The sequence below is a fragment of the Mesorhizobium sp. M6A.T.Cr.TU.017.01.1.1 genome (assembly GCF_004023115.1).
GTDB lineage: Bacteria > Pseudomonadota > Alphaproteobacteria > Rhizobiales > Rhizobiaceae > Mesorhizobium > Mesorhizobium mediterraneum.
Genome location: NZ_RZTA01000027.1, coordinates 25571 through 52520, shown reverse-complemented (window position 1 = coordinate 52520; position 26950 = coordinate 25571). Strand labels below are relative to the sequence as shown.

27 protein-coding genes and 1 pseudogene are annotated in these 26950 nt (G+C 61.8%); 12 read left to right on the top strand and 16 right to left on the bottom strand.

Going from position 1 to position 26950, the window contains the following annotated elements; genetic code table 11:
- Window positions 1-5 precede the first annotated feature (5 nt).
- The 5 genes from EOB36_RS11590 to hflX all read left to right on the top strand — a co-directional run bounded on the left by EOB36_RS11590 (window position 6) and on the right by hflX (window position 6443).
- Window positions 6-2291: a PAS domain-containing sensor histidine kinase gene (locus tag EOB36_RS11590; protein WP_164759221.1), complete on the top strand. Its 2286-nt coding sequence runs from the start codon at window positions 6-8 to the stop codon at window positions 2289-2291.
- Complete coding sequence (locus EOB36_RS11585) at window positions 2281-3642, top strand: sigma-54 dependent transcriptional regulator (RefSeq protein ID WP_027153990.1); 1362 nt, start codon at window positions 2281-2283, stop codon at window positions 3640-3642. Before EOB36_RS11590 ends, EOB36_RS11585 begins: the two co-directional genes overlap by 11 nt.
- Window positions 3643-3796: 154 nt before the next feature.
- Window positions 3797-4660 (top strand): D-amino-acid transaminase, encoded by an 864-nt coding sequence (locus EOB36_RS11580; RefSeq protein ID WP_127294011.1) that lies wholly within the window; start codon window positions 3797-3799, stop codon window positions 4658-4660.
- A 145-nt stretch (window positions 4661-4805) separates the two neighbouring features.
- Window positions 4806-5051 (top strand): RNA chaperone Hfq, encoded by a 246-nt coding sequence (hfq, locus tag EOB36_RS11575; protein WP_006202172.1) that lies wholly within the window; start codon window positions 4806-4808, stop codon window positions 5049-5051.
- The gene (hflX, locus tag EOB36_RS11570) at window positions 5052-6443 is read left to right on the top strand and encodes a GTPase HflX (RefSeq protein WP_128284887.1); all 1392 of its coding nucleotides are present in this window, start codon (window positions 5052-5054) and stop codon (window positions 6441-6443) included.
- 6 nt (window positions 6444-6449) lie between these two features.
- Here the strand turns inward: hflX and mazG are convergent, their stop codons facing one another.
- The 3 genes from mazG to opgC all read right to left on the bottom strand — a co-directional run bounded on the left by mazG (window position 6450) and on the right by opgC (window position 9890).
- On the bottom strand, window positions 6450-7274 hold the full coding sequence (gene mazG / locus EOB36_RS11565) for a nucleoside triphosphate pyrophosphohydrolase (protein WP_128284886.1): 825 nt from the start codon (window positions 7272-7274) through the stop codon (window positions 6450-6452).
- 84 nt (window positions 7275-7358) lie between these two features.
- Window positions 7359-8543, bottom strand: a complete 1185-nt coding sequence (locus tag EOB36_RS11560) for an amino acid aminotransferase (RefSeq protein WP_128284885.1) — start codon at window positions 8541-8543, stop codon at window positions 7359-7361.
- Between the two features lie 180 nt (window positions 8544-8723).
- Window positions 8724-9890 (bottom strand): OpgC domain-containing protein, encoded by a 1167-nt coding sequence (opgC, locus tag EOB36_RS11555; protein ID WP_095488629.1) that lies wholly within the window; start codon window positions 9888-9890, stop codon window positions 8724-8726.
- A gap of 351 nt (window positions 9891-10241) precedes the next feature.
- Here opgC and EOB36_RS11550 point away from each other — a divergent pair, with 351 nt between their 5' ends.
- The 5 genes and pseudogenes from EOB36_RS11550 (at window position 10242) to EOB36_RS11535 (ending at window position 12970) form a co-directional block, all read left to right on the top strand.
- A complete protein-coding gene (locus tag EOB36_RS11550; protein WP_245330029.1) occupies window positions 10242-10760 on the top strand; it encodes a sigma-70 family RNA polymerase sigma factor in 519 nt (172 codons plus the stop codon).
- Window positions 10761-10768: 8 nt separating this feature from the next.
- Window positions 10769-11542 (top strand): anti-sigma factor, encoded by a 774-nt coding sequence (locus EOB36_RS11545; protein ID WP_128284893.1) that lies wholly within the window; start codon window positions 10769-10771, stop codon window positions 11540-11542.
- 21 nt (window positions 11543-11563) lie between these two features.
- Window positions 11564-12280, top strand: coding sequence for a Bax inhibitor-1/YccA family protein (locus EOB36_RS11540; protein ID WP_095488631.1), 717 nt, complete (start codon window positions 11564-11566; stop codon window positions 12278-12280).
- A gap of 125 nt (window positions 12281-12405) precedes the next feature.
- A pseudogene (locus tag EOB36_RS35085) lies at window positions 12406-12519 on the top strand (DUF2076 domain-containing protein); the annotation flags it as partial.
- Window positions 12485-12970, top strand: coding sequence for a DUF2076 family protein (locus tag EOB36_RS11535; protein WP_245467758.1), 486 nt, complete (start codon window positions 12485-12487; stop codon window positions 12968-12970). The pseudogene EOB36_RS35085 and the gene EOB36_RS11535, both read left to right, overlap by 35 nt.
- Before the next feature lie 235 nt (window positions 12971-13205).
- Here EOB36_RS11535 and EOB36_RS11530 read toward each other — a convergent pair whose 3' ends face one another.
- From EOB36_RS11530 to EOB36_RS11520, 3 genes are all read right to left on the bottom strand, one after another.
- Entirely contained in the window at window positions 13206-14474 is a 1269-nt protein-coding gene (locus EOB36_RS11530) for an acyl-CoA dehydrogenase family protein (RefSeq protein WP_128284884.1), read from the bottom strand.
- A 158-nt stretch (window positions 14475-14632) separates the two neighbouring features.
- Entirely contained in the window at window positions 14633-15190 is a 558-nt protein-coding gene (locus EOB36_RS11525) for a cysteine hydrolase (protein ID WP_127293999.1), read from the bottom strand.
- A gap of 141 nt (window positions 15191-15331) precedes the next feature.
- Window positions 15332-15580 (bottom strand): DUF1127 domain-containing protein, encoded by a 249-nt coding sequence (locus EOB36_RS11520; protein ID WP_095488669.1) that lies wholly within the window; start codon window positions 15578-15580, stop codon window positions 15332-15334.
- 135 nt (window positions 15581-15715) lie between these two features.
- Between EOB36_RS11520 and EOB36_RS11515 the strand changes: the two genes are divergently transcribed.
- Entirely contained in the window at window positions 15716-17224 is a 1509-nt protein-coding gene (locus tag EOB36_RS11515; RefSeq protein WP_128284883.1) for a winged helix-turn-helix domain-containing tetratricopeptide repeat protein, read from the top strand.
- 52 nt (window positions 17225-17276) lie between these two features.
- Here EOB36_RS11515 and EOB36_RS11510 read toward each other — a convergent pair whose 3' ends face one another.
- The 4 genes from EOB36_RS11510 to EOB36_RS11495 form a co-directional block, all read right to left on the bottom strand.
- Window positions 17277-17669, bottom strand: coding sequence for a GFA family protein (locus EOB36_RS11510; RefSeq protein WP_095488635.1), 393 nt, complete (start codon window positions 17667-17669; stop codon window positions 17277-17279).
- A 104-nt stretch (window positions 17670-17773) separates the two neighbouring features.
- Window positions 17774-18685, bottom strand: coding sequence for an agmatinase (locus tag EOB36_RS11505; protein ID WP_128241040.1), 912 nt, complete (start codon window positions 18683-18685; stop codon window positions 17774-17776).
- 105 nt (window positions 18686-18790) lie between these two features.
- Window positions 18791-19252: an SRPBCC family protein gene (locus tag EOB36_RS11500; protein ID WP_128284882.1), complete on the bottom strand. Its 462-nt coding sequence runs from the start codon at window positions 19250-19252 to the stop codon at window positions 18791-18793.
- A 317-nt stretch (window positions 19253-19569) separates the two neighbouring features.
- Entirely contained in the window at window positions 19570-20517 is a 948-nt protein-coding gene (locus tag EOB36_RS11495) for a homocysteine S-methyltransferase family protein (protein ID WP_095488638.1), read from the bottom strand.
- Between the two features lie 244 nt (window positions 20518-20761).
- Here EOB36_RS11495 and EOB36_RS11490 point away from each other — a divergent pair, with 244 nt between their 5' ends.
- On the top strand, window positions 20762-21421 hold the full coding sequence (locus EOB36_RS11490) for a TetR/AcrR family transcriptional regulator (protein WP_095488639.1): 660 nt from the start codon (window positions 20762-20764) through the stop codon (window positions 21419-21421).
- A gap of 24 nt (window positions 21422-21445) precedes the next feature.
- Here EOB36_RS11490 and EOB36_RS11485 read toward each other — a convergent pair whose 3' ends face one another.
- The 6 genes from EOB36_RS11485 to tmk form a co-directional block, all read right to left on the bottom strand.
- Window positions 21446-21916 carry a YbaK/EbsC family protein gene (locus EOB36_RS11485; RefSeq protein WP_128284881.1) on the bottom strand — a complete coding sequence of 157 codons (471 nt, stop codon included), beginning with the start codon at window positions 21914-21916 and terminating at the stop codon, window positions 21446-21448.
- Between the two features lie 15 nt (window positions 21917-21931).
- Window positions 21932-22750 (bottom strand): MBL fold metallo-hydrolase, encoded by an 819-nt coding sequence (locus EOB36_RS11480; protein WP_128284880.1) that lies wholly within the window; start codon window positions 22748-22750, stop codon window positions 21932-21934.
- Window positions 22751-22753: 3 nt separating this feature from the next.
- A complete protein-coding gene (locus EOB36_RS11475) occupies window positions 22754-23548 on the bottom strand; it encodes a TatD family hydrolase (RefSeq protein ID WP_128284879.1) in 795 nt (264 codons plus the stop codon).
- Window positions 23548-25101, bottom strand: a complete 1554-nt coding sequence (metG, locus tag EOB36_RS11470; protein ID WP_095488643.1) for a methionine--tRNA ligase — start codon at window positions 25099-25101, stop codon at window positions 23548-23550. The genes EOB36_RS11475 and metG overlap by 1 nt, the downstream gene beginning before the upstream one ends.
- 82 nt (window positions 25102-25183) lie before the next feature.
- Window positions 25184-26239 carry a DNA polymerase III subunit delta' gene (locus tag EOB36_RS11465; protein WP_128284878.1) on the bottom strand — a complete coding sequence of 352 codons (1056 nt, stop codon included), beginning with the start codon at window positions 26237-26239 and terminating at the stop codon, window positions 25184-25186.
- Window positions 26236-26910 carry a dTMP kinase gene (gene tmk / locus EOB36_RS11460; RefSeq protein ID WP_128241033.1) on the bottom strand — a complete coding sequence of 225 codons (675 nt, stop codon included), beginning with the start codon at window positions 26908-26910 and terminating at the stop codon, window positions 26236-26238. Before tmk ends, EOB36_RS11465 begins: the two co-directional genes overlap by 4 nt.
- Window positions 26911-26950 lie beyond the last annotated feature (40 nt).

The following is a 26950-nucleotide window of genomic DNA, read 5'->3' as shown; positions in this document are numbered from 1 at the left end:
GCGACATGGCTTCACAGGCACCGACACTGAGCGAACCGCTTTTTAGCGAACCCGGCACAAGGGAAGGGCGCCGGCTGCTTGCGCTGCCCGGCGTGGTGGCAGTTGCCGGTGCGCTGGTTACGGCGGCGATCTCCTTCGCCATTCTCGTCGGTGCCACGCCGATCACGCCGGACGAGAGGACGACGCTGGCGCTCATCGCCCTCAACGCGGCGTTCATCGTGTTTCTGATTGCGCTGGTCGGTCGCGAAGTGCATCGCATTTTGATGGCGCGCCGGCGCGGCAAGGCGGCGTCGCGGCTGCATGTACGGATCGTCGCGATGTTCGCGCTAGTCGCCGCGATTCCCGCCATCATGGTGGCGATCATCGCGTCGATCACACTCGACATTGGTCTTGATCGCTGGTTCGAGATCCGCACCAAGACGATCGTCAATTCGTCGCTGTCGATCGCCGATGCCTATGTGCAGGAGAACGCGCGCAATCTCCAGGGAACGACCCTGTCGATGGCCTACGATCTCGACGCCTCCCGCACGCTCTATGGCCTCGATAGAACCGGCTTCCTCGACCTCATGAACAAGGAAGCCGTCGGACGCTCGCTGGCCCATGCCGCGCTGGTCAAGCCAGACGGTTCATTCGTCATGAGCGCCAAGACCGACGCCGATTTCGCCATGCCGGAGCCGCCGGAAGGCGCCATGAGCAGTGCCGCCGACGGCAGGCCGGTGCTGATCGAGCCGAAGACGCGCAACATCATGGGCGCCATCGTCAAGCTGCGCGAGATCGAAGGGCTTTATCTCTACACCATCCGCCTGGTCGATCCCGAGGTGATCAAGGCGCGGCAGATTGTCAGGTCCAACACCGACGAATATCGCGGTCTGGAAGCCAATCGCCGCACGTCGCAGGTGGCCTTCGCACTTCCCTACCTGTCGCTGACGCTTATCATCATTCTGTCCGCCATCTGGACCGGCATTGCCGTGGCTGATCGCCTGGTGCGGCCCATCCGCCAGCTCATCGGCGCGGCCGACGAGGTTGCGACCGGCAATCTCGACGTTGCCGTGCCCGTTCGGCCCTCCGACGGCGACGTCGCCTCGCTCGGCGACACCTTCAACAAGATGCTGCTGGAACTGAAATCGCAGCGTAACGAGATTCTGTCCGCCAAGGATTTGATCGACGAGCGGCGGCGTTTTTCGGAAGCCGTGCTTGCCGGCGTCACCGCCGGCGTCATCGGCGTCGATCCCTATGGTATCGTCACCATCGTCAACCGATCGGCCGAAACGATGCTGGCCATTTCCGCCACTGCCGCACTCGGGCAAAATCTCTCCGCCGTGCTGCCGCATGTCGGCCGCGTCTTCGAGATCGGCCGCAAGTCGGGAAAGCCTGTCCACCGCGAGCAGGTGACCTTCTATCGCGCCGGCACGGAGCGGACCTTCAACGTGCAGATCACGGTCGAGGCCGGCGACGACGGTTCGGAGGAGAAATCCTATGTCGTGACGGTCGACGACATCACCGATCTGGTCCAGGCGCAGCGTTCCTCGGCATGGGCGGATGTGGCGCGGCGCATCGCCCACGAGATCAAGAACCCGCTGACACCGATCCAGCTTTCCGCCGAGCGCATCAAGCGCCGTTACGGCAAAGTCATCACCGAAGACCGCGAGGTTTTCGATCAGTGCACCGACACGATCATCAGGCAGGTGGAGGATATCGGCCGCATGGTCGACGAGTTCTCCGCTTTCGCACGCATGCCCAAGCCCGAAATGAAGGCCCTCGATTTGCGCGAGTCGTTGCGCGAAGCCTCGTTCCTCGTCGAAGTGAGCCGCGCCGATATCACCTTCGAGCGCGTATTCGGCAACGAACCGCTCAAGGGCACTTTCGACAGCCGCCTGATGGCGCAGGCTTTTGGCAATATTATCAAGAACGCAGCCGAGGCGATCGACGGACTTGATCAAAAGGACCGCTCGCACGGCATAATCCGGATTCAAGCCGGGCGCCAGAATGGCGCGATTCGCATTGACGTCATCGACAATGGCAAGGGCTTGCCGCGCGAGAATCGTCAGCGATTGCTCGAGCCTTACATGACGACACGCGAGAAGGGCACGGGGCTTGGCCTCGCTATCGTCAAGAAGATAGTGGAAGACCATGGCGGCCGGCTCGAACTGCATGACGCGCCGGTGGATTTCCACGGCGGGCGAGGCGCGATGATCAGCATCATCCTGCCGCTTGCCGCCACCGTGCCGTCGAGCGGCGAAGGCAGGACGGAACACGAAAGAGAAACTGAAAAGGTCGGTAATGGCGTCTGACATTCTCATCGTCGATGACGAGGAAGACATCCGCGAACTTGTCGCCGGTATCCTGAGCGACGAAGGTCACGAAACCCGCACGGCATTCGATGCCGACAGCGCCCTCGCGGCGATCGCCGACCGGGCGCCGAGGCTGATTTTCCTCGACATTTGGCTGCAAGGCTCACGTCTGGACGGACTGGCGCTGCTGGACGAGATCAAGACGATGCATCCGAGCCTGCCCGTGGTGATGATCTCGGGCCACGGCAACATCGAAACAGCGGTCTCAGCCATACGTCGCGGCGCCTATGACTTCATCGAGAAGCCGTTCAAGGCCGACAGGCTGATCCTCATCGCCGAGCGTGCGATTGAAACCTCGAAACTGAGACGCGAGGTTTCGGACCTCAAGCTGCGCAGCGGCGAAACCTTCGACCTGATCGGCATGTCGTCGGCGATGAGCCAGTTGCGCCAGACTATCGAGCGCGTCGCGCCGACCAATAGCCGCGTCATGATCATCGGCCCGTCCGGGTCGGGCAAGGAACTCGCGGCACGCGCTATCCACACGCTGTCGGCGCGCAAGGGGGCACCGTTCGTCACGCTTAGCGCTGCCAACATCACGCCCGAACGCATGGAGGTCGAGCTGTTCGGCACCGAATCAAACGGTGTCGAACGCAAGGTCGGCGCGCTTGAGGAAGCCCATCGCGGCATTCTCTACATCGACGAAGTGGCCGACATGCCGCGCGAAACGCAAAACAAGATTCTGCGTGTGCTGGTCGAACAGCAGTTCGAGCGGGTAGGGGGCACCAAGCGGGTCAAGGTCGATGTCCGAATCATTTCATCGACCTCGCAGAACCTGGAGGCGATGATCGCCGACGGTCGTTTCCGGGAGGATCTATATCACCGCCTGGCGGTGGTTCCGGTGATGGTACCGGGACTGGCCGAACGGCGGGAGGACATTCCCTATTTGGTCGACAATTTCATGAAGCAGATCGCCCGCCAGGCCGGCATCCGGCCGCGGCGCATCGGCGACGACGCGCTGGCGGTACTGCAGGCGCACAACTGGCCGGGCAACGTCCGCCAGTTGCGCAACAATGTCGAGCGGCTGATGATCCTGGCGCGCGGCGACGATATCGATGCGCCGATCACCGCCGACCTCTTGCCTGCCGAGATCGGCGATGTCATGCCGCGCACGCCAAACCAATCCGATCAGCACATCATGGCGCTGCCGCTGCGTGAGGCGCGCGAACAGTTCGAAAAGGATTATCTGATCGCCCAGATCAACCGTTTTGGCGGCAACATCTCGAAAACGGCCGAGTTCATCGGCATGGAACGCTCGGCGCTTCACCGCAAGCTGAAGTCGCTGGGCGTCTGATAGCCAATCCAATGGTGGCCTACGCAATTATCGGTTACGGCGCTGGCGGAATCGCATAAGAAAGCGCCGCGCGTCTTTTGGGACGCGCAAAGGACGCTGTAGCATTTTGATTTTTGCGCATGACCCATGCGCTGACTTCTCCAGGGGTGACCTCATGCCGCGCATTGCCTATGTGAACGGGCGCTATGTCGCTCACGGCGACGCTTTCGTCCATATCGAGGACCGCGGCTATCAGTTCGCCGATGGCGTCTACGAGGTTTGCGAGGTGGCGCGCGGCTTCATCGTCGATATGCCTCGCCATCTCGGACGGCTGAACCGCTCGCTGACCGAATTGTCGATCGACTGGCCGGTCACGCGGGGCGTGTTGCCGATTATTTTGCGCGAGGTGGTCCGCCGCAACCATGTCACCGATGGCTTGGTCTATCTTCAGGTGACGCGTGGCGTCGCCAGCCGTGACTTTATTTTTCCGGCGGCGGGCACGAAGCCGTCGCTGGTGGTGACCGCCAGGAAAGCCGACCCCGCTGCTGCCGCGAAGAGGGCCGAAAGCGGTATCAAGGTTATCACCGTGCCGGAGAATCGTTGGGACCGGGTAGATATCAAGTCGGTCGGCCTGTTGCCAAATGTGCTCGCCAAGCAGAAGGCTAAGGAAGCCGGCGCCCAGGAGGCCTGGTTCGTCGATGCCGACGGCACCGTCAAGGAAGGTGGATCGTCGAATGCCTGGATCATCACCAGGGATGGCGTGCTGGTGACGCGTCCGGCCGAGCACGGCATCCTGCGCGGCATCACCCGCACCACGCTGTTCGAGGTAGCCGCCAAGCTCGGCCTGAAAATCGAGGAGCGCGGCTTTTCGGTCGCCGAGGCCAAGGCCGCGCGCGAGGTTTTCATCAGCTCCGCGACCACGATCGCCATGCCGATCGTGGCGATCGACGGTGCACCCGTCGCTAACGGCCATCCGGGCTCGATAACACTTTCCTTGCGGCAAGCCTTTTTTGACGTTGCGGAAAAAAGTCCAGCCTGATAACCGCACAGGTGGAATGAACATCAATATATCTCGTTCTGCTTGTCGTTATTGACGGCAAGATGGTGTTTGCGTGCTTGACACGTGCCGGGTAATTTGGCGCATTGAGTTGCAAACCGAAGGGGATCGGCGAAAGACAAGAACAATGGCGGAACGATCGCAAAATCTTCAGGACCTGTTCCTGAATTCAGTTCGCAAAAGCAAGAACCCACTCACCATCTTTCTCATCAACGGCGTGAAGCTGACCGGTGTGGTCACTTCGTTCGACAATTTCTGTGTTCTGCTGCGTCGAGACGGCCATTCCCAGCTCGTCTACAAGCACGCCATTTCCACGATCATGCCGAGCCAGCCGGTTCAGATGTTCGATGGTGAGGAAAGCCAGGGCGCCTGATTGGCACGTAGGAAAGACGCGGACCGCAGCGTTCGCGAAAAATCAGCATATCAGCCGGGGACGGAAGCCGAAGGCCCGACCCGGGCTGTGGTTATCGTGCCTGTGCTTACCCGCCAGCCGCGCAGCGACGAAGACACGAATCGTCCGCGCTTGACGCGTTCCGCCGAGGCCCGCCACAACGAGGCGGTTGGCCTTGCCCAAGCCATTGACCTCGACCCGATCCATACCGCGGTGGTGACCGTCAACGATCCGCGCCCGGCGACCTTGCTCGGCAGCGGCAAGGTCGCGGAGTTCGCCGAGATCGTCAAACAGGGCCATGCCGAACTGGTCATTGTCGACCATCCGCTGACGCCGGTGCAGCAGCGCAATCTGGAAAAAGAGTTGAACGCCAAAGTGCTGGATCGCACCGGGCTGATCCTGGAAATTTTCGGCGAGCGCGCGCGGACCAAGGAAGGCACGCTGCAGGTTGATCTTGCGCACCTCAACTATCAGAAGGGCCGGCTCGTGCGAAGCTGGACTCACCTCGAGCGCCAGCGCGGCGGCGCTGGCTTTCTCGGCGGCCCTGGCGAAACGCAGATCGAATCGGATCGCCGCGCCCTGCAGGACAAGATCAAGAAGCTGAAGCTCGAGCTGGAAACAGTGCGGCGCACCCGTGACCTGCACCGCGCCAAGCGCAAGAAGGTGCCTTTCCCGGTGGTGGCGATCGTCGGCTACACCAATGCCGGCAAGTCGACGCTGTTCAACAAACTGACCGGAGCAGGGGTGCTGGCCGAGGACATGTTGTTTGCCACGCTCGACCCGACACTGCGTCGGGTGCGGCTGCCGCACGGCACGCCGGTCATCCTTTCGGACACGGTCGGTTTCATTTCGGACCTGCCGACGCATCTGATCGCGGCCTTCCGGGCCACGCTGGAAGAGGTGGTCGAGGCCGATCTCGTCATCCATCTGCGCGATATTTCGGACCCCGACACGGCCGCCCAGGCCGAGGATGTCGAGCGGATCCTTGCCGATCTCGGCGTCGATGCCGGCGACAGCAAGCGCGTCATCGAAGTGTGGAACAAGATTGACCTGCTCGACGAAGGCAACAGGGCTCGGCTTCTTGCCGATGGCGCCGATGGCAACAAGACGCCGCCGATTGCCATATCGGCCGCCACCGGCGAGGGCATCGATGTGCTGAAGGCGATCATTGAGACAAGAGTTTCAGGCGAGCTGGAAACGCTGACCATCACGCTCAAGCCTGAGCAGCTCGGGCTCGTCGACTGGCTCTACCGCAATGGCAACGTCGTCTCGCGCACCGACAATGAAGATGGCGGCGTGACCGTCGCGCTCAAGGCGACGCAAAGCGCGCATGAAGAGATAGAAAGCCGATTGCACCGTAAAAACAACGGATAGTCGCTGTTACTTCGCGCTCTTGGCTTGCTGCCAAAACGCCTCCATCTCGTCGAGCGAGGCCTTTTCCAGCGTGTTTCCGGACGCTTCCAGCGCTTGCTCGACGTAGTGGAACCGCGACCGGAATTTCTCGTTGGTGCCGCTGAGCGCCGCTTCGGAATCGACCTTGAGATGACGCCCGAGATTGACGACGGCAAACAGCATGTCGCCGAACTCGTCCTTGATCGAAGCCGTATCGCCCTTGGCCAAGGCCCCGCGCAACTCGCCGATCTCTTCCTCTATCTTGTCGAGGATCGGCGTGGCCTCGCTCCAGTCGAAGCCGACGCGGGCAGCTTTCTCCTGCAGCTTGAGCGCCCGGGTCAAAGCGGGCAGGGCGACCGGTACGCTGTCCAGAAAACCCTTGCCGTGATCCTCCGGATCGTGCCCGCGGGCGAGGCGGGCGCTGCGTTTCTCAGCCTTCTCCTCGGCCTTGCTCTTTTCCCACATACCCTTGGCCATGCCGGCGCTGCGCGCCTTCTCATCGCCGAAGACATGCGGGTGGCGGCGGATCATTTTCGTGGTGATGGCCTGGACCACGTCGCCAAAAGCGAATTCACCAGCCTCCTCGGCCATCTGCGCGTGGTAGACGACCTGCAGCAGAAGGTCGCCGAGCTCGTCGCGCAGATCGTCCAGGTCGCCGCGCGCGATGGCGTCCGCCACCTCGTAGGCTTCCTCGATCGTGTAAGGCGCGATGGTCGAGAAATCCTGCTCGATGTCCCACGGACAGCCGGTTTCCGGGGCCCGCAGCGCCGCAATGATCTCAATCAGCCGGGAAATGTCCTTCGAAGGTTTCATCGGCCGGATGCTAGCCTGCGTCCGACCGCGTAGCCAACGCCGTCGGACGGCGAGGGGCGATTGTCCACAGCGCTGCTCAACGCCTCAGTCGAGCACGGAGACGATCGCCTTGGCGAGCGCGTCCATACCGTCTTCCGGCAGACCGGCGACATTGATGCGGCTGTCACCGACCATATAGACGCCGTGCTCGGCGCGCAGCCGCTCGACCTGCGCTTCGGACAGGCCAAGCCGGGAAAACATGCCGCGATGGCTGGCGACGAAATCGAAGCGATCGGAATTGGACTGCCGCCGCAGCGCTTCGGCGAACTGCACCCGAAGCCGCAGCATGCGCAGGCGCATCTCCTCTAGCTCCGCTTCCCAGTCGGCGCGCAGCGTGGCGTCTTCAAGCACAGTGCGCACCGCGGCCGCGCCATGGTCCGGCGGCATCGAGTACATGGCGCGCGCCGCCGACAGCATCTGGCTCATTGCCACATCCGCCTGCGCGCCGTCTTTAGCCAGGATCATCGCCGCGCCGACACGGTCGCGATACACGGCAAAGTTTTTCGAGCAGCTCGAGGCAACGACCATCTCCGGAACTTTTTCAGCCAGCAGGCGCAAGCCGGCGGCGTCTGCGTCCAGGCCTTCGCCAAAGCCCTGATAAGCAATGTCGACAAACGGCAGCAGGCCGCGCTCGACGACAAGGTCGGCTATTTCAGCCCACTGCGCGATGTCCAGATTGGCGCCTGTCGGATTGTGGCAGCAACCATGCAGCAGCACTACGTCGCCGCTCTTGGCGGTCGCCAGCGCGCTCATCATGTCGGCGAAGCAAACAGCACCTGAGGCAGCGTCGAAATAGGGATATTCGCGTATCTGCAAGCCGGCGGCGCGCATCACCGGCATGTGGTTCGGCCATGTCGGGTCCGACAGCCAGATCGTTGCGTCCGATCGCGTCCTCTTGAGCAGCTCAGCCACCAGCCGCAGCGCGCCTGAGCCGCCGGGCGCCTGCGCCGCACGTATGCGTGTAAGCTCGGCCGCAGGGCCAAAGACCAGCCTCGCCATCGCCGTGTTGAAGCCGGTATCGCCGGCAAGGCCGAGATAGGTCTTGGTATCCTGGCTCTGCAGCAATCGCTTTTCGGCTTCGCGCACGGCGCGCATCACCGGCGTCTTGCCATCGCGATCCTTGTAGACGCCGACGCCGAGGTCGACCTTGTCGGGGCGGGGATCGGCGCGATAGAGGCCAATCAAAGCAAGGATCTTGTCGGCTGGGGCAGGCTGAAGATCTTCAAACATCGGCGCGGTTCCGTTGGCGGCGGAGTGATACGCAAATCGGCCGTGCTGCGCCAGCGGTTTTCATTTGCGCCAAGTTGAAAACCGCCAACCGGGACTGGACATAGAAATCCATAGCGTGCCTCGAGGAGAGGCTCGCACCCGGCGAAAGGCCTTGATGGCACGGCGCGTCGCGCCGTTCTATCACGCTGGCTTGAGGGCAGCAGACGGCAAGGCAGCGGCAGGTTGCTGCTTCTTGGCACCCCAACCGATCCGCGGCAACCATTCGAGGTAATAGGCGAAGCCGAACTGCAGCGCGATGCCTGTCGTGATCAGGATCGTGTCGTAGAGCAACCCGCCTGGGCTGACGACCTTCATGACCTGCGCAATCATGGCGAGGATCGTTCCGGCGATGAAGACCGGCAGCGAATGCTTGCCGAGAACCGCGAGCGGGTGTCCGGGCCTGGTCCTCGCCAGGTTGGAAAGCGCCGGGAGCGTCACGATCAGATAGGCGATCGCCAGAATGTGCATGAGCCGCGACAGCGACAGGAATGTCTTATCGAAACCGGTCAGCACGGTAGGCAGGCCGGAGGCCGTCTCGATGCCCCACAGCGGCAGCCGCACCCAAATCAGCGCGCCGACCAGATACCCGACGGCCGCGCTCGTCATCATCCAGTTGAAGCGGATTTCGCCGCCGCGCTTGACATGCAGCATGCCGGCGATCCCGATGACAAACAGAAATTGCCAGGAGAGCGGGTTCAGGAACCAGAAGCCGTCGCCGGGAAAATTCGAAGGCGCGATCTGGAAAATGCCGGCGATGAGCCAGAGGGCAGCGGACGCAGCGAGCATCAGCCGCAGGCTGAACGTGCCGATCCACAGGAAAAGCGGCATCATCAGAAGCACCACGGCATACATGGAAAGAATGTTGTTGTAGCCGATCTGATGCCCGAGCGCGGCGATGCCGAGCAGCGCTTCCGGCGTGTCCTCGATGATCATCTGGATGTTGATCAGCTTCAAAAGATCGGGCCGCGAGAAATGCAGTGCAGCTGCCGAGAAGATCGCCAGCGTCGCCACGGTGGTCATGACGTGGGTGACATAGAGGACACCCGCGCGCCGCCAGGCCTTCAGGGTGATGAGCAACCGGTTTCCCGGCCGGAACTTCTGTCCGTAGGCGAGCCCGACAGCGATACCAGAAATCAGCACGAAGGCTTCGGCCGAATCGGAAAAGCCGAAATTCTTGTGCGTGAAATACTCGAAGACCGTCCCGGGCACATGGTTGACGAAGATCGTCAGTAGCGCTAGCGCGCGGAAGACATCGATGCGGGTATCCCGCTGGGTTGGCGCATTACCTGTCGTGTCGGGGCTTGTCATATCGGGTCGATAATTCGTGGAACAAAGCGGGCCAAAGGACCGTCGGCGAAGGGAAGATTCGGCGGTGAATGTTTCCTGCCTATAACTCGCAAGTGCCCCGAAAAAGATGACACCTTCGCGATTTTCCGCGTCACAAATTAATTCACGTGTAAACATCGAAATCCCCGGCGCCGCTAAGCCGCACGGCGAATTGTGGCGGCTGAGGGGAGGGCCGCTCGGTCGCGGACAAAGAAGCCGCACGCGCGATGGTGAGGCATTGCACCGTTATGTCTGACCTTCCCGGATCGCAAAAAATTCAAAGAGCGGGATTAAAAACCTGCCATGCTCCGTAAACAGGACATGAGAGGGTCGATGCCACGCTTCGATATCATAGGACAGCTTGGTTCCCTGCGGCGCTACGCGCGTTCGCTAACGCGCGACAGCGCCGAGGCAGAGGATCTGGTGCATGACGCGCTGGTGCGCGCCTATGAGCGGCGCGGCACCTTCCGATCCGGCGGAAACCTGCGCGCATGGCTGCTGTCGATCGTCCACAACGCTTTCATTGACGGCTTGCGGTCCCGCAAGTCTGAAGCGGCGCGCGTCGAGCAGGCCGGGTATCTTGCCGACGCCAGTATGCAGGCTCCCCAGGAGCATTCCGTCCGCTTGGCGCAGGTGCGCGAAGCCTTTTTCAAATTGCCGGAAGAGCAGCGCTCGGCGCTGCATCTCGTCGCCATCGAGGGACTTACCTACAGCCAGGCGGCCGAGGCCAGCGGCGTGCCGTTGGGAACGCTGATGTCGCGCATCGGCCGGGCGCGGGCGGCGCTCCGTGAGATGGAGGACAAATTGCCGGCGCGTGTGAAAAGCCACCTCAGGATCGTGGGAGGCCCGTGATGTCTGCGATGAACGAACTGCGCGACCCGGTGACCGATGCCGATCTCGACGCCTATGTCGACGACCAGCTGGACGTTGCCCGCCGCATCGAGGTCGAGGCATTTCTTTCCGCCCGTCCGGAGGCCGCCGCTCGCGTGATGTCCGACCTCAGGACGCGCGACGAACTGCGCGTGGCACTTGCCGGATCCAAGGGCATGGCGCGGCCGGCAACGGCCGACGCGGCGCGGCGGCTGGAACGCGGGCTGGCCCGGGGTCGCGTGTTAGGCACGTTGCGCCGGGCTGCGGCAGTCGCAGTCCTGCTGACCGCGGGCTGGCTGGCGAACGGCATCGTCGGGCCGATATCGGTGACGAAGGGCGTCGCCTCGACACAGCCGCCCGCCTATCTGGAGGAGGCGATCCGGGCACATGGGACGACAATCATGCGCGAGGCCATGTCATCCCAGCCTGAAGCGCCTGACTACGATGCGGACGAAATCCGCGCCGCCACGGCGATCGTCATGCCGTCGCTGCCAAAGGACTGGAAGGTTCGTGACGTCCAGATTTATCCGTCGCGGTTCGGCCCGAGCGTCGAGATGGCTGTCGAAACAAGGGACCTGGGACTGGTCTCGCTCTTCGCGATCAGGCCCGGAACGTTCGACGTGGTCAAGCCGACCGCCGCCCCCTCTGGCGAAATTTCCTCGGCCTATTTCCAGATCGGCGAAGTCGCCTACGCGGTCGTCGCCCGAAGCGGTATCCGCGATCTCGATCGCACCGCCGAGACGCTCGCCAAAACGCTTTACTGACCCTCACCAAGGAGAACTCGCATGAATACCCCCAATCTAGGATACCGCACGGGCGTCGGAGCCCAAACCGGGGCCGTCTTCGACGAAGGCCTGCGCAAGCACATGCTGCGCGTCTACAACTACATGGGAGTCGGCCTCGTCGTTACGGGCGTGATCGCCTTCATAGTGGCGTCTACGCCAGCCCTCTACGTCCCGATATTTTCCACTCCGCTGAAGTGGGTGGTGATGTTGGCGCCGCTCGCCTTCGTGCTGCTGTTCTCGTTCAAGATGCAGACGATGTCGGCGGCCGGCGCCCAAGCGATGTTTTGGGCATTCTGTGCGGTGATGGGCCTGTCTCTGGCCTCCGTGTTCCTGGTCTTCACCGGCACGAGCATCGCGCGCACCTTCTTCATCGCCGCCACCATGTTCGGCGCCACCAGCCTTTACGGCTACACGACCAAACGCGACCTGACCCAGTTCTCGTCCTTCCTGATCATGGGCCTGATCGGCGTGGTGATTGCCAGCATCGTCAACATCTTTCTCGGCTCGACTGCGCTCCAGTTCGCCATTTCGGTGATCGGCATCGCCGTCTTCATCGGTCTCACCGCCTGGGATACGCAGACGATCAAGGAGCAGTTTGCGGAGAATTTTGGTGCGGAATCGCAGCAGAAGCTAGCCGTCTTCGGTGCATTCTCGCTCTATCTGAACTTCATCAACATCTTCCAGTTGCTGCTGAACTTCACCGGCGAGCGCGAATAGCTGCGTCAAATCAAATGCATGTCGCGGCAGCGGTTTTGAAGCAGCGACATGCATAAATAGGGACGTAGAGCGCGCCGCGAGAATGTCCTGGACGCGGCGCGCGCAAATGACCGGAGTTACTTCCCATGAACAGGAACGACCAGCAGGCGATTGGCAATCTTTTTGAGAAACTTGCGAATGTCGAGCGACAGACGCCGCCGCGCGATGCCGAAGCGGAACGCTTCATCAACGATCAGATTGCCCGACAGCCTGGCGCGCCATACTACATGGCGCAAACAATCGTCGTGCAAGAGCAAGGCCCTGAACGCGGCACAGTCGCGCATCGAGGAACTGGAACAACAGGCACAGCAATCTGCCGGCGGCGGATTGCTTGGCGGCCTCTTCGGAGGCAGCGGCGCCAGGCGCTCGGGTTCGGTGCCGCGGGTCGGGCGCACCGCTGCCGCTGCACCGGAGCAGCCGCTTTCTGGCAATGATCGGCAGGGGGCAGGCGGCGGTTTCCTCGCCGGAGCCGCGCAGACTGCGATGGGTGTGGCGGGCGGCGTGCTTCTCGGCAACGCGATCGCAGGCATGTTTGGCGAAAGCGGCGAAGCGCAGGCAGCCGAACCGCCGGCACCACAGCCAGAGCAAGCCGACCAAGCAGACGATGCCGGCTCCGATGGCGGTGGTGATTTCGGCGATATTGAATTCTGACCATGCGCGGTGCGGGTGGGTCCGACCTCGGACCACACGATATATGCCAATGGCTCGTCGGCCGTTGGCAGCCGCCTGCTGGCGGTCTCATGGACGGCTCTGTGGGAAAATATGACGCTGCTCGGCTTGGTCGATCGCACGAGTTCGGGGTTCTTTCACGTCAGACAATCACCTGATCGCGCATCGACCTCAGTTGGAAGCGCGGGGGGTAGAAGGCATGGCAATCGAGAAAAGGTCAGGCTGATACGAGCCTATCGCTCGTGGCTGCATCGCGCGAAGGTGGAGAGTGCTGGTAGGACACTGGGCATTCATGGTGGGCCTGCGATCCAGCCGACGAAGCAAGCCGCTGTGACCACTGTGTCTTCGATGTGCCCAGGGCGAACTCTGCCAACCTGAGGAGCTGCACGTCAGAAGTGCCCGCCGGCGCGAAGATGTGGTGCGCATCCCGCAACAACCTTTCGATGGGCCGGTCGGCGAACAATCCACAAGCGGCATGCACTTCCATGGCGTTGCGGGCCGAATCCAAGGCGTGCTCCACGTTGATCAGCTTGGCATTTATCAGTTCAGCGTCACAAGGCAGGGCACGGTCCAGCATATGCACGGCGTGATAGGCGGCGAGCCGGGCGGTCATCAGCCGCGACTGCATCTGGCCGAGTTTCTGCTTGATGGTGGGAAGTTCGCAAAGAGGGCTGCCGTAACGGTGCTGCTGCGCGGCAAATGCCACGGTCTCCTCGACAAGCGCATGGTGGATTCCGAGCGCGACGGCGGTCAGGTTGGGCCTTCCGTAGAGGATGCTGGAAGAATAGGCCACAGCCAGGCCGTCGCCCTCCTTGCCGAGCAGGTTTTCAACGGGGACCCGGCAGTTGTCGAAGACAAGTTCCCCAAAACCGAAGCCGTGCAGGCCCATCGCTGGCTTCAGTGCAGCGCGTGAGAAGCCGGGGCGATCCGCCTCTACGAGGAACGCGGACAGACCCTTCGAGCCGCCTCCGGTTCGGACGATCACCCCATGCAGATCGCCGACATGGCTATTGCCGACATACGTCTTGTGGCCGTTGAGGATATAGGCGTCCCCGTCGCGCTCGGCGTTCGATGCCATGCCGAGCACGTGGCTGCCGGACTCGTGTTCGGTTACGGCAATGGTCGGCAGACATTCCCCCTTGGCTATGGCCGGAAGCCATTTCCGCTTCTGGGCTTCGTTGCCGAAATGGAGAATTTTCGCGACGCCTAGCTGCGAGGCCTGCACCATCGCTCCCATGGCGCCGCTGACGCGCGAGATTTCCTCGATGACGATGGTCTTGGCCAGATGCCCGAGACCCAAGCCGCCAAATTCTTTGCCGATGGTGATGCCGATCCAGCCCTGGCGGGCGATCAGCCAAGATAGGTCATGGTCTACAGACCGCGAGGCTTCCATGGCAGGTATACGGGGCCGGATCTCGGCCTCCGCAAAGACCCGTGCCCGATCCCGAATCTGATCGTGGCGCTCGGTAGCGAAGTAACTGTCCATCCGATCCTCCTGACTTCCGGAGCGCGATGATCGGAGCAGCGGACTACCGGACAATTTCACGGGGAGGGGAATTCGGTTACATCCGAAACAGGGAAGCTACCTCCGTGACTCGAGACATGACCGCCTGGTGGCAAGTTGCGGTGCCTTTCAGACGTTCACTAGGTCGCACTGAGAGCTTCAACGATCTCTGAAACAGTCGCTATTTTGGCGATCTTGCCGTTCATGTAATCCAGGGAGACGCGCGCGTGCTCTGCGTCGTAGGAGCCGATGCATTCCTCGGCCAAGACCACTCGGAAATCTCGTTGATAGGCGTCCACCGCAGCCACACGGATACAGGCGTGTGTATTGACGCCGCATAAAACCAGTTCACCGGCGCCAAATTCAGCCAGTAGCTCGTCAAGTCCCGTCTTGAAGAACGCGCTGTAGCGCTTCTTGACTATCGTCGCATCGCTTGGCTGCCAATCGAGCTCAGCGTGAAGCAGGGCACCTCTCGTGCCCTGAATTGTAACGGCGATGCGTTTGTCGCGCATCTCAAGAAATGCGTCGCTGAGATCCGAACGGAACTCCTGCCGCACCCAGATCACCGGGAGCTGTAAACTCCTGAAAGCGGCCACCAGCCGGTTGGTATTCTGAACCAGTCGATCGGCTTTATCTGCTTCCCACAGGTCGAGATACTCATTCAGCAGGTCGATGATAAGGAGGCAGCATTTGGTCATCGTCGAGCTATATGAAGCGCTGAATGCAGATTTGTGACGAGGCCGTATCTCCTAGCGAGCTGTCAAAGCGATTTAGAGACGCGCCGGCGAACCACTGCGGCACGCGGAAACTGGCGATCCGGTGTCTTTGCAGCATTCGCCTTATCGTTGCCAGAAGGGCAGCTTGGCGATCTCTTCCTCGACCTGCTGTCTCGTCAGACCGATATCGTCGATCAAGTGGGGATTGTCCTTCGACATTTGCTTAAGTTCCCAGCGAAAGCGTGTCCGCTCGCGCCAGGTCGCGATAATGCTTCGCAGGGTCGTCAGGTGCCGACGCGACACTTCCGCCGGCCTCACGGGCGTTTCCGGCCGCGATGCCTGATGCGGCGCCGATGCAAGGGTATCGTTCATGGCAACCTCCATATGGTTTGAGGGTCCGGGACCCTCGACCTGAAAGAGGTTGAATTCTGCAGGATACAAACAGCGCCGTAATTAAGCTCTCCCAAATAGTTCTCAAAACTTCCAAATCGGCTATAGATGCGCTGTATGCAAGGATCGCGCTTTGCCTTTGGTCCGTTCGTGCTTGATCCAGGTGCGGGAACACTCCTTCGGAACGATGTCCCCGTTGCCGTTGGCTACCGCGGGTTGAAGCTGCTTGCGGCGCTCGTCGGACGGCCCGGCGAAATACTTGAGAAGGCCGAGTTGATGGACGCGGCGTGGCCGGGCACTGCCGTCGAGGAAGGCAACCTCACCGTCCAGATCGCGCAACTGAGGAAGCTGCTTGGTCCGGCCACCGACGGCGGTGAATGGATCTCCACGGTTCCGCGCGTCGGCTACCGGTTCACGGGGGTCATCGAACAGCTCGGTGGCGCGAAGCGAAAACCTTTGCCGCTGCCCGGCAAACCATCGATAGCGGTGCTGCCCTTTGTTAACATCAGCAACGATCCCGAGCAGGAATCCTTCACGGATGGTTTGACCGAAGACCTGATCACCGACCTGTCCAGGGTCTCCGGCCTGTTTGTCATCGCACGCAACTCTGTCTTTGCCTACAAAGGAAAGGCGACGGACGTGCGCGATATCGCACAGGATCTTGGCGTGCGCTACCTGCTGGAGGGTAGCGCAAGACACGCCGCGGGGCGTGTGCGTGTCAACGCACAGCTGGTCGACGCGGAGAGTGGCGATCATCTGTGGGCGGAACGCTTCGATCGCAGCCTGGAAGACGTCTTTGCCGTTCAGGACGAGGTCACCGGCAAGATCGTGGAGGCGTTGCTCGGCCGGCTGCGTGCACCGCCGCCGCGCAATCGACCCAAAAATCTCGAGGCTTACGATCTGTGCGTGCGGGCGCGCAAGCTGATGGATGATTCGCCGCAGACGGCGCAGGAAGCGCATCTGATGCTCACCCGCGCGATTTCGCTCGATCCGGAATATGCCGAGGCCTATCGCTGGCTTGCCATGAATCACTGGATGGGATGGGTGCATTCTGGCGGACCAACCGAAACATCCCGTAGCGTTGCTTTGGAACTGGCGCGCAAAGCGGTGGCGATCGACCCCAACGATGCCGGCTGCCGCTGGGTTTTGGCTTACCTGCTTGCCTATGAGCGCGGCTTCGCCGAGGCCGATGCGGAATTCGCCAAGGCGATCGAGCTCGACCCGAACGAGGCCGATGCCTGGGCGGCATTATCCGACATCGCGGTCTTGGCCGGGCGGGTCGAGGAGGGGCTTGAGCACATTCGCAAGGCGTTCCGGCTGAACCCGTTTCCGGCAAGTTGGTACTATCTGACGCTCGGCCAGGCGCAATATGCTGCGCGCGAGTACGAAGCCGCTGTCGACACACTGCGCAGGGATGAGACCTATCGTACAAGCTCACGCCGTTTCCTGGCGGCAAGCCTTGCCCAACTCGGCCGACTCGACGAGGCGCGCGCAGAGGTCGAGCTGTTTCTCGTCGGCAACCCGCATTTCACAACCCGCCACTGGGCCACGACGGAGCCATTCCGGGACGCTGCGACGCTTGAGCATTTCGTTGAAGGTTACCGCAAGGCCGGTCTTCCGGAGTGACGCGCCGGCGTGACCCTCCCAAACGGCCACTCGCACCGTTCGTGCGTGCGACCTACTCCTCAAAGCGACCCGTGGCGTCACGATCGCGCTCATATCGTCTCTTGAGCGGAAACGGTGGCAACCAGGATTCGCGACGGATGATCCAGCTTTCGTATGTTGGCATCAGCTGGTCGGGGGCATCCAGGGATCCCAGGTTCACTTCGATTTCGTCTGCGGTGCGCCCGAAAATGGTCGAGCCGCAGCGGGGGCAGAAAAACCGCCCGGCGTAGTCGCGTGTTTCGCCATCGATCGTTACCGCATCCTGGGGGAACACCGCGGAAGCGTGAAAAAGGGCCCCATGATGCTTGCGGCAGTCGAGACAATGACAAATGCCGACCCGGTATGGGAGTCCCGACGCCACAATTCGGACGTTGCCGCACAAGCAACCGCCGGTGAATCGGTCCATGCTGCGTCTCCTCCAAAACAAGCGGTGGGAATGTTTACAACGAACCCCGTCGGGGCGTCCATGGGCGGCGAGGGGGCGTTGAAGCTACGAGAGGAATCCAGGTTTCAAACCTGCCTAACAATGGTGCCGATCACATTGACGAGAAGGCGCGCGGCGGTCAGCGCCGACAGGCCGTCAATGTCGGCCGGGGGATAGAGCTCCACAAGGTCGAATCCTGCGATCTTGGCCCGCCTGCCGAGGCCCGCGATCAGGTCGATCACCTGCGTATAGGTGAGGCCGCCGGGCGTACGCGCCGCCACGCCCGGCATGATGCCGGGGTCGAGGCCGTCGCAGTCGAGGGTGACGACGACCCGTACTCCTTCCGGAATATGCTGGAGTGCGGCTTCGACGCCCTGGGCGTGAACCTCGCGGGCGGTCACGAAGCGGCTGCCATAGCGCCGCGCCGCTTCGATGTCAGTGAGGCGTGCGCTGCCGACGCCACGGATGCCGACCTGCACGATGCCGGCGACATGCGGCATCTCGCTCGCCCGGCGCATCGGGTTCGAATAGCCGTGGCGTTCGCCATGCAACTCGTCGCGCCAGTCGATATGGGCGTCGATCTGCAGGATCCAGATCGGCCCGTGATCCGCAAAGCCGGCGAGAAAGGGAATGGGTACGGAATCGTCGCCGCCGAGCAGGATTGGTACGGCGGGCAATGCCAGGACCTCGCGCGTCTTCGCCTCGATCCGGGCCCGGTTGCCGGCATTGTCATGCATAGCGGTCGGGATGTCGCTGGCGTCGATGCAGCAGACCGGCTTGCCGTCGAACAGCGGGCCGCCGAGGTCGAAATCCCAGTGCTCGACGAGCTCGGCATCGTCTTGGCTCGCAGCGCGAATGGCGTCGGCGGCCAAGGCATAGCCGCTGCTGTCCTTGCCGGGATAAGTGCTGCCGTGACCGGCTCCGAAGATCACCGCACGAGGCATGCGGCCATCGGCGAGGCGATCGGGAAAGCCGAGAAAGGGAGGCGAGGCGGTCATTTTGTGATGGTCTTAGCTGAAAATTTCGGTGTTGAGAGGTGCAGGATGGGGTCGTCCGAATGCGAGATTGAGTCAGTCGACTGAATCGAAGCGAACGGTTGCCTCTCAGATAACGCGAGCGTTCGGTGCATGATCTAGGACGAGATTGGGCTCAATGCCATGCTCAAGGTAGAACTTCATGGCTGCTAACAGGTTTGTGAATCCTTCGGTGGAATTTATCGCTTCCTCCGCGCCGCCAGAAAAGCCCCAGTTTCTGACCGTGACGAAGGTCTGACCGTCTTCTATCGATCTAAATGTCCATTCGACGAAACTCGGATTTTCAGGCCCGTTCCACTCGATCAGGATTCGCTCGTCCGGGTCGATAGCCTTTACGTCGGCGATTGTATGCACGCCATACATCTCCCAATCCCATCTGACCCTTTCGCCCACTTGCAACGGTGCGGCACCCTTGGAAAACCAGAAATGAGATGTGATCCTCGGATCGATCAGTGATCGAAAGACCTCTGCGACGGGCTTGCGTATCATCATCTGTGCCTTGGCGACTGGCTGCTCAGACTTGTTGGACATCTGAATTCCACCCTTTCACAATTGCCGGTCTCAAGGTCTAACACGTATCGATGAGGGTTGTTCCGCCAGGGCGCAACCGCGCAGGGACGTGCTGCCCTCCATGATCTCAAGCCCGCCGCGTCGGAATAGTCGATTGCCCGGTCGGCTGCGCTTCATCTCTATCTCTATAGGCTGCTCTATCTCTATAGGCTGCCACATCAGAAAGTCGCATAAGATAGATTATGGAACTGATGTGCGGTTTTGATTGCGTTGCCTTTCGGCCCAGCCGCAGTTCCTTGTTCCTCGGAACTCAGCGGAACTGCGGCTGGTAGAGTCTCCTACGCCGCCTGCGGCACGCAGGCTTCGCAGATTGCTGCGATGTGCCGGTGGTCGGTGCCGCAGCAGCCGCCCAGGATGCGCATGGTCGGAAACGAGGTTCTCAGCCCGCTGTAGCGCCGCCCGAGGTCGTCCGGGTCGCCCGCGTCGAGCGTCTCCGATTCGTCCAGTTCGGCATGGCTTTTGGCCGAAGCGTTCGCCTTCACGCCATAGACGCGATCGAGCCAGCGCTCGCCCTTTTTCAGCGCCTGCATGAAATGCGTCGGATGTGCGCAGTTGATCATATAGTAGGCCGGCGCACCGTCCGTGGCGTCGTCAACCCTATCGATCGCCTCGCCGAGCGTCATGCCGGTCACCAGCTTCCCGTCGGTCTCAACGGTGAACGAGATCATACAGGGCATCGCATGCGCCTTGGCCGCCCGCGCCACGCCGATCGCCTCGTGGAAATTGGTGAGCGTATAGGCCGCCACCATGTCGGCCTCGGTCCGCGCGAAACTCTCGATTTGCGCCGCATGATAGGCTTCCGCCTCGTTGGCGTCCATATTACCAGCTTTGTAGCCGTCGCCGCGCGGCCCGATCGCGCCGCTGATGACGCAAGGCGTCTCGGCAGTCTCGAACTCCTTGCGCAGGTCGAGAAGAAGCTCGATGGAGCTCTCGTTGACGGCCCGCAACGCTTCCGGCCCGTAGCCGAGCAACGTTCCCCAATCGGGGTTGGCCCGCCACGTCGGCGTGTCGAGGATGAACCCGGTCCCGCCTCTGCGCGCAATGGTCAGATAGCGGACGTAATATTCCTTGAGCTTCTGCCGGCCTTCAGGCGTTGCCATCAGCGTGAATGAAGCAAAATGCGGAAGGTCGAGGCCTTCGTGAAAGATGAGGGTCGTCTCCATGCCGCCATCGCTCAAGAATGTTCTGTTGGCGAGTTGCGGCAGATTCTGGCGGTACTTGGCCATGTTTGTCTCCAGTGGTAAGATAACACCGTGCCGCCTTGGTTGCGGCCGGTTTCGGAATAGCCAAGTTTTAACAGCACGTGCCACCGGTGCGGTAGAAGGCTCGTGGTCCGGTACTCCACCGAAGCGGGAACCGCAGCAATTACAGACGGATAGCCGTTCTGGGTCGGTCGTATTGCTATCGGTGCCGAAGTTGGCGGGTGTGAAAACCATACCGCCGGTACAGTAAATTTGAGGGCATTCGGTCATGCGCAAGGGTGCGGAAACGCGCGAACGCATTCTGGAGATCGCCGAGGCATCGGTGCTCGCCAAGGGGTTCGGCGCGACTTCCATCGAGGAGGTGATCGCCGAAGCCGGCATCACCAAGAGCGGCTTCTTCTATCATTTCAAGGACAAGAACGAACTCGCCCGCGCCTTGATGCTGCGCTACGTCGAGGAGAACGACCGCATCTTCGACGATGTGTTTCACCGCGGCCGGCAATTGTCCGATGATCCGTTGCAGTCCTTCCTGATCACGCTCAAGCTGCTCGCCGAACTGATGGGTGACCTGCCGAACGGCCACCCCGGCTGCCTGATTGCGACGTTCACCTATCAGGAGCGCCTCTTCGACCGCAGCGTTCGCGAAATCGCTGCCAGCGCCGTACGCTCCTGGAACGGGCGGTTTCGCGACGCGCTGAATGAGATCGCGAGCGTTTATCCAGCCCACAAGGACATGGACCTCGACGACGTCGCCATCATGTTCTCCTGTGTGATCGATGGCGGCATCATCATGTCGCGGGGGCTCGGCGACCCCCGCGTCCTCGAACGCCAGATTCTCGCCTTCCGCAGCTTCGTAAAGATGTTGTTCGCGCCGGCTGCGCCCGACATCATGTTGCCGCCTGCGCACACCGCGGTCGCCGCCGAATAGCTGCGATATCAGGTGTGCCGGACCTCAGACTGCCAGCGTCGCTACGACAGCCTGTGCTGCCTTGACCATTGCGTGTGGCTCGGCTGCGAACACGGCGTCGTGCGCGCCGGCTGCGGCCCATACGCGATCGAAACCTAGCAGCGTCTCATCGGCGAACGCCGGGATCGCAATCAGATGGCCGATCGGCGCTACGCCGCCAATGGCAAAGCCGGTCTCGTCGCGGATCTGCCGCGGGTCGGCGCGCTTCAGCGGCTCGCCAGTCAGCGCGGCTGCCTTGGTGAGATCGAGCTGGTTGACGCCGGAAACCAGGAAGAGAAAAAGTCTGCCACTGGCTTCTCCCTGGAAAATCAATGATTTGACGATCTGGGCAACCGTGCAGCCGCATTGCGCGGCGGCTTCCTCGGCCGTGCGTGTCGAGGCGCCCATGCGCCTGATCTCGATGTCAAGACCGGCATCAGCCGCTGCCTTGGTCACACGCTCAATGCTGCCAGCCATGAAGAACCGAGCCTATTACACTGATTCAAAAGCGATTTCGATCGTCATGCCATCATAGGCCGGCTCGACGTTATCAGGCGTCTCGGCCACCACCGTGGCGTAGTCAAGCGGCACATGCATATGCGTCAGCACGGCCTTTTTCGGCGCCAGTTTTTCGATCCAGCCGAGTGCCTGGCCGAGCGACAGATGGCTCGGATGCGTCCTGTATTGCAGCGCGTCGATGACCAGCACGTCCAGCCCACCCAGACGCTCGGCCGTGGTGTCCGGGAAATCACTGATATCGGGGCAATAGGCGAGCCCATCTATGCGAAAACCAAGCGATATGATGTCGCCATGGATCTGCGGCAGCGGCTCGAGGGTGAGGGTACCCCCCTCGCCCTCGATTGCGACCGGCCTGGCGTGGTCGATGATATGGGGCTCGACAATGGGCGGATAGGAACTGCCCAGCGGTGTTTCGAAACAGTAGCCGAACGCTTCCCTTAACCGCAGCATGGTGGGCTGGTCAGCGTGGATATCGATGAGATGACGCTGCTCGAGCACGAAGCCACGCAAATCGTCGATGCCGTGGATATGGTCGGCATGCGGATGCGTATAGACGACCGCATCGATGCGCCTGACCGATGCCAGCAGCATCTGCTCGCGGAAATCCGGCCCGGTGTCGATGACGACTGTGGTTCTGTCGCCGTTCGCGGCGATCCGCTCGACGAGCGCTGCGGTGCGCATGCGCCGGTTCCTCGGATTGGCTGGGTCGCAATTGCCCCAGTCGCCAGTGATGCGCGGCGTGCCCGGCGATGAGCCGCAGCCGAGAATTGTGAGGCGCAGCCGGTCGCTCATGCGTCAGGCGCTCAGCGCACTTGGGCGCGGCATCTTCTCGAACAGCCGGAAGAAATTGTCCGTGGTGACGGCAGCGATTTCGGCCTCGCTGACACCGATCGTTTCGGCCAGCACCTTGGCTGTATGCGCCACATACGCAGGCTCGTTGCGCTTGCCGCGAAAGGGTATCGGCGCAAGATATGGCGCGTCGGTTTCGACCAGCAGTCGGTCGTGTGGCACGTCGGCAGCGATGGCGCGCAGCTCGGCCGAATTCTTGAAGGTCAGGATGCCGGAAAAGGAAACGTAGCCGCCGAGCGCCACGCCGACTTCGGCCAGCCTGCGCCCGGACGAAAAACAGTGCAGGATGAAGGGGAAGGCGCCCTTCCCTGTTTCGTCCTCGAGGATATCGGCCATGTCGCTGTCGGCGTCACGCGAATGGATGACCAGCGGCAGGCCAGTCTCGCGCGCGGCAGCGATATGGATGCGAAAACCCTGCGCCTGCGCATCGCGCGGCGCGTGATCGTAGAAATAGTCGAGCCCGGCCTCGCCGATCGCCACGACTTTTGGATGAGCGGATAGCCGGACAAGATCCTCGGCCGACACGTCCAACTCTTCGGCGGCATTGTGCGGATGGGTGCCAACCGAACAATAGACTTCGTCGAAAGAGTCAGCGATCTCAAGTACTTGTCGGAATCGCCTCACACGCGTCGAGATCGTCACCATGCGACCGATTCCAGCGGCAAGGGCGCGGGCGACGATGGCCGCCCGCTCCTCTGCGAAATCCGGAAAGTCGAGATGGCAGTGACTGTCGACCAGCATTAGGCGCTTGCATCCGTTTGCTCGACGTAACGTGGAAACACGCCTTCCGGCGCGGGCAAAGCAACCCCTGATGCCAGCGCATAGTCCGCGTGGACATGCACGAAATCGCGGCTGTCCGCCGGCACAGCCAGCAGGTCGAGCAGCTTAGCGGCCGATCCCGGAATGAAGGGCTGGCAGAGCAGCGCCACGCGTCGGATGATTTCTGCGGTCGTCCACAGCACCGTTTCCATACGCGCCGGATCGGTCTTTCTGAGCGCCCAGGGTTCCTGCGAGGCGAAGTAGCGATCGGCCTCCGCCACCACGCCGAAGATCGCCGCAAGCGCTAGATGGATGCCCTGCTCCGCCATCGTCTTGCGTGCAGTAGCAAGCGCCTCCACCGCCTGGTCGAGGATCGCCCTGTCGGCCTCCGCCAGATCGCTGCGCTTCGGCACTACGCCGCCGCAGTTCTTGGCGATCATCGACAGCGAGCGCTGCGCCAGATTGCCAAGGCCATTGGCGAGGTCGGCATTGGTGCGGTTGACGATGGCCTCGTGGCTATAGCTGCCGTCCTGGCCGAACGGCACCTCGCGCAGGAAGAAATAGCGCACCTGGTCGAGGCCATAATGCTCGACCATCGCGAACGGGTCGATGACGTTGCCTACCGATTTCGACATCTTCTCGCCGCGGTTGAACAGGAAGCCGTGACCGAAGACGCGCTTCGGCAAGGGGATTCCGGCCGACATCAGGAAGGCAGGCCAATAGACTGCGTGGAAGCGCACGATGTCCTTGCCGATGATGTGTGCATCGGCAGGCCAGAAGCGCCAATTGTCAGCATTTTCATTTGGATAACCGACACCGGTAATGTAATTTGTCAGAGCGTCGACCCAGACATACATCACATGCTTCTCGTCACCCGGCACCGGCACGCCCCAGTCGAAGGTGGTGCGCGAGATCGAGAGATCCTTCAATCCTGACTTGACGAAGCTCATCACTTCGTTGCGCCGCTCGGCCGGGCCGATGAAATCGGGTTGGCTTTCGTAGAGCGTGATGAGCTTGTCCTGATAGGCCGACAGGCGGAAGAAATAGCTCTCTTCCTCGACCCATTCGACCGGGGTTCCCTGCGGTCCGTAGCGGACATTGTCGGCGCGGACTTCGGTCTCCTCCTCGCCGTAGTAGGCTTCGTCGCGCACCGAATACCAACCGGCATAGCCGCCCTTGTAGATGTCGCCATTGGCAGCCATCGCCTTCCAGATCGCCTGCGAGGCCGCATAGTGACGTTCTTCGGTAGTGCGGATGAAATCGTCGTTGGAGGCATTGAGCGCGATTGCCATGCGCTGGAAATCGGCCGCGTTGCGGTCGGCCAGTTCACGCGCGGGAATGCCTTCCCGCTTCGCCGTCTGCAGCATCTTGATGCCGTGCTCGTCGGTGCCGGTGAGGAAGAAGACTTGCTTGCCGTCGAGCCGCTGAAAGCGCGCGAGTGCGTCGGTGGCGATCAATTCGTAGGCATGGCCTATATGCGGCTTGCCATTGGGATAGGAAATCGCGGTGGTAATGTAGAATGTGTCGCGTGACATGAATTAACCGTCATGAATGTCTGAATGAAGATGTAGCGGTGAGATATCGCATCGAAACGGCGATTGCCATCCCGATGGGCCGTCACATTCGCATTGCAGAATTCAGGCGGTCGATCATGGCCAAGGCGTGCTGCTTCTTGTCGAGATTGTAGGTGTCGGTCTCAGATATAGCGTTCAAAGCCTCGTGCCAAGTATCCGACAGCGTTTTCGCCCGCGCCAGGTCGCCCGCCAGCGCGGCCTGGCTTGCGCCGGTCGAGAGCAGGTCGAGTGCACGGCGATTGAAGATATCGAACTGAATCGCCTGGTCGCGACCGGCGACCGCCTCCGCAAGGCGATAGGCGCCGGCAACATCGCTCTTCCTGGCCGTCGCCAGGGCGTCGAGCGTCTCGGCGATTTCCAGCCCGCCATACTGCGTCAGCAGGATTGCGGTGCGCGCGCTGCCCCCTGCCCGCTTGGCCAATGCCGCGCGCGCCGCGGGTTCGTCCGGCGGCGGTGGCTCGACGTTCTCCAGAACCGCCATCAGGCTCTCGGCATCGAGCGGCGCCAGCCGCACCATCTGGCAGCGCGAGCGGATCGTCGGCAGCAGGCTGCCCGGTGCATGGACGATGAGGATGAACAGTGTGCGTGCCGGTGGTTCTTCAAGGTTCTTCAACAAGGCATTGGCCGCATTGACATTCATGTCGTCGGCCGGATCGACGATCACTACCCGGTAGCTGCCGTCATGCGAGGTCAGTGACAGGAAGCGGCTGACCTTGCGGATCTCGTCGACGGTCACGACCGTCTTGAAGCTTTTTGTCTTGTCGTTCGGCGGGCGGGTCAGATGCAGCACCGAAGGATGTGCGCCGGTGGCGATCTGGCGAAACAGCGACGACGCCGGATCAGGAACGGCGAGAACGTCCGGCGCCTGTTCGAATGCGGGATGCTTCAGCAGATGATGCGCCAGATGGAAGGCAAGCGTTGCCTTGCCGATGCCGACCGGTCCGACAAAGATCAGTGCATGCGGCAGCTTCCCGGAGCGATAGGCGGCGGCCAGCATGTTCGCCGCCTGGCCATGTCCGACCAGACGCGGGGTCTCGGACGGCTCCGGCACGCCGTCGAGCGTGTCGTGTTGTTCTGGTGCGATCCGTTCGAAAATCATCCTGGCGACGCCTGCTTCCTGTGCGCCGGCGTCATCGTCTCCAGAGCCGCGAACACGGCAGCGGTGACGACATTCTCCACCGTGTCGGGATCGGCGGACGCGTCGACGACGATGCAGCGCTCGGGCTCTGCCGCGGCGATCGCCAGAAAGGCTTCGCGGCGGCGCTGGTGGATATCAAGCGTTTCCTTTTCGAAGCGGTCGGCGCCGGCATCGGTGCCCCGCCGTGCCGTGGCGCGCCGCAATCCTTCGGCCGGGTCGATATCGAAGATCAGCGTCATGTCGGGCACCATGCCGTTGATGGCGACCTTTTCCAGCGTGCCCATGAACGCCGGATCGAGGCCGCCGGTGACGCCCTGGTAGACGCGCGAGGAGTCCATGAAGCGATCACAAAGCACGATCGAGCCGCGTTCGACCGCCGGCCGAATTACCTGCTCGACATGGTCGGAGCGCGCGGCGGCGAAAAGCAGCGCCTCCATCCTGGGGCCGAACGGTTCGGCAGCGCCGGAAAGCAGGACATGCCTGACCGCCTCCGCGCCGGGCGAGCCGCCCGGCTCACGCGTGACAAGGACATCGTATTTCTTGGCGCGCATCTTGCTGGCCAGCCGCTCGATCTGCGTCGACTTGCCTGCCCCCTCTCCGCCTTCGAAGGTGATGAAAAATCCGTGCACCAATCAAAAAGCCTTCTTCCATACTGCGGGAACCGTAATAGTC

Excerpts from the sequence above, each read along its gene's own strand:
- EOB36_RS11540 (WP_095488631.1), top strand. The coding sequence starts at position 11,564 with ATGAATACCCCCAATCTAGGATACCGCACGGGCGTCGGAGCCCAAACC.
- EOB36_RS11480 (WP_128284880.1), bottom strand. The coding sequence starts at position 22,750 with ATGAGCGACCGGCTGCGCCTCACAATTCTCGGCTGCGGCTCATCGCCG.
- EOB36_RS11545 (WP_128284893.1), top strand. The coding sequence starts at position 10,769 with ATGAACGAACTGCGCGACCCGGTGACCGATGCCGATCTCGACGCCTAT.
- EOB36_RS11505 (WP_128241040.1), bottom strand. The coding sequence starts at position 18,685 with ATGACCGCCTCGCCTCCCTTTCTCGGCTTTCCCGATCGCCTCGCCGAT.
- EOB36_RS11585 (WP_027153990.1), top strand. The coding sequence starts at position 2,281 with ATGGCGTCTGACATTCTCATCGTCGATGACGAGGAAGACATCCGCGAA.
- EOB36_RS11515 (WP_128284883.1), top strand. The coding sequence starts at position 15,716 with ATGCAAGGATCGCGCTTTGCCTTTGGTCCGTTCGTGCTTGATCCAGGT.
- EOB36_RS11530 (WP_128284884.1), bottom strand. The coding sequence starts at position 14,474 with ATGGACAGTTACTTCGCTACCGAGCGCCACGATCAGATTCGGGATCGG.
- metG (WP_095488643.1), bottom strand. The coding sequence starts at position 25,101 with ATGTCACGCGACACATTCTACATTACCACCGCGATTTCCTATCCCAAT.
- EOB36_RS11520 (WP_095488669.1), bottom strand. The coding sequence starts at position 15,580 with ATGAACGATACCCTTGCATCGGCGCCGCATCAGGCATCGCGGCCGGAA.
- EOB36_RS11500 (WP_128284882.1), bottom strand. The coding sequence starts at position 19,252 with ATGTCCAACAAGTCTGAGCAGCCAGTCGCCAAGGCACAGATGATGATA.
- EOB36_RS11580 (WP_127294011.1), top strand. The coding sequence starts at position 3,797 with ATGCCGCGCATTGCCTATGTGAACGGGCGCTATGTCGCTCACGGCGAC.
- EOB36_RS11485 (WP_128284881.1), bottom strand. The coding sequence starts at position 21,916 with ATGGCTGGCAGCATTGAGCGTGTGACCAAGGCAGCGGCTGATGCCGGT.
- EOB36_RS11465 (WP_128284878.1), bottom strand. The coding sequence starts at position 26,239 with ATGATTTTCGAACGGATCGCACCAGAACAACACGACACGCTCGACGGC.
- EOB36_RS11560 (WP_128284885.1), bottom strand. The coding sequence starts at position 8,543 with ATGTTTGAAGATCTTCAGCCTGCCCCAGCCGACAAGATCCTTGCTTTG.
- opgC (WP_095488629.1), bottom strand. The coding sequence starts at position 9,890 with ATGACAAGCCCCGACACGACAGGTAATGCGCCAACCCAGCGGGATACC.
- EOB36_RS11525 (WP_127293999.1), bottom strand. The coding sequence starts at position 15,190 with ATGACCAAATGCTGCCTCCTTATCATCGACCTGCTGAATGAGTATCTC.
- hfq (WP_006202172.1), top strand. The coding sequence starts at position 4,806 with ATGGCGGAACGATCGCAAAATCTTCAGGACCTGTTCCTGAATTCAGTT.
- EOB36_RS11475 (WP_128284879.1), bottom strand. The coding sequence starts at position 23,548 with ATGCTGGTCGACAGTCACTGCCATCTCGACTTTCCGGATTTCGCAGAG.
- EOB36_RS11510 (WP_095488635.1), bottom strand. The coding sequence starts at position 17,669 with ATGGACCGATTCACCGGCGGTTGCTTGTGCGGCAACGTCCGAATTGTG.
- EOB36_RS11590 (WP_164759221.1), top strand. The coding sequence starts at position 6 with ATGGCTTCACAGGCACCGACACTGAGCGAACCGCTTTTTAGCGAACCC.
- EOB36_RS11495 (WP_095488638.1), bottom strand. The coding sequence starts at position 20,517 with ATGGCCAAGTACCGCCAGAATCTGCCGCAACTCGCCAACAGAACATTC.
- EOB36_RS11550 (WP_245330029.1), top strand. The coding sequence starts at position 10,242 with ATGCCACGCTTCGATATCATAGGACAGCTTGGTTCCCTGCGGCGCTAC.
- EOB36_RS11535 (WP_245467758.1), top strand. The coding sequence starts at position 12,485 with ATGCCGAAGCGGAACGCTTCATCAACGATCAGATTGCCCGACAGCCTG.
- EOB36_RS11490 (WP_095488639.1), top strand. The coding sequence starts at position 20,762 with ATGCGCAAGGGTGCGGAAACGCGCGAACGCATTCTGGAGATCGCCGAG.
- mazG (WP_128284886.1), bottom strand. The coding sequence starts at position 7,274 with ATGAAACCTTCGAAGGACATTTCCCGGCTGATTGAGATCATTGCGGCG.